Here is a 481-nt window from a genome sequence, read left to right on the forward strand (position 1 = left end):
GTGCGGCAGCTCAAGGGCTATCGGCGCGTGTCGCTGGCACCGGGCAAGTCGGAGAAGGTCAGCTTCACGCTGCGGCGGTCCGATCTGGCCTTCGTCGGCGAGTCCCTGAAGCCGACGGTCGAGCCAGGCGCGTTCCGGGTCTGGATCGCGCCATCGGCCGAAGCGGAGGGCGTTTCGGGTACCTTCACGCTGGCGGCGTAGCGTCTGTTCGCTGCGCCAGCGTCGCGACAATCCGTCGATGGGTGTCGCGCCGCAGCGGGTTCGACGCCATTGCGCGCGCCGACAGTATACAGCCGATGATCGGGGCTGCGACCATGATCCAACGGATGCCGGTAAGGACGTGCGGTGTTTGCGGCACTTGGGGGGCATAGCCAATGGCGGCATAGGCAAAACCGGTGATCGCGGTCGCGGCACCGATAGAGACCTTCTGCAGGAACGCGGCGACGCCGAACGACAGTGCTTCGACGCGGACACCGCCATG

General features: G+C 66.7%; 2 protein-coding genes. One reads left to right on the forward strand and one right to left on the reverse strand.

Features of this window, described 5'->3' with window-relative positions; all coding sequences use genetic code 11:
- On the forward strand, positions 1 to 201 hold a 201-nt coding region (locus AACY19_RS27130; protein ID WP_339454575.1), incomplete at its 5' end, for a fibronectin type III-like domain-contianing protein.
- Here the strand turns inward: AACY19_RS27130 and AACY19_RS27135 are convergent.
- The coding region (locus tag AACY19_RS27135; protein ID WP_339454577.1) for an MFS transporter at positions 185 to 481 on the reverse strand (297 nt) is incomplete at its 5' end. The two genes, AACY19_RS27130 and AACY19_RS27135, sit on opposite strands and share 17 nt — an antisense overlap.

It is taken from the genome of Pseudomonas sp. EA_5y_Pfl2_R50 (assembly GCF_963970475.1).
In the GTDB taxonomy this organism is placed as follows: Bacteria; Pseudomonadota; Gammaproteobacteria; order Pseudomonadales; family Pseudomonadaceae; genus Aquipseudomonas.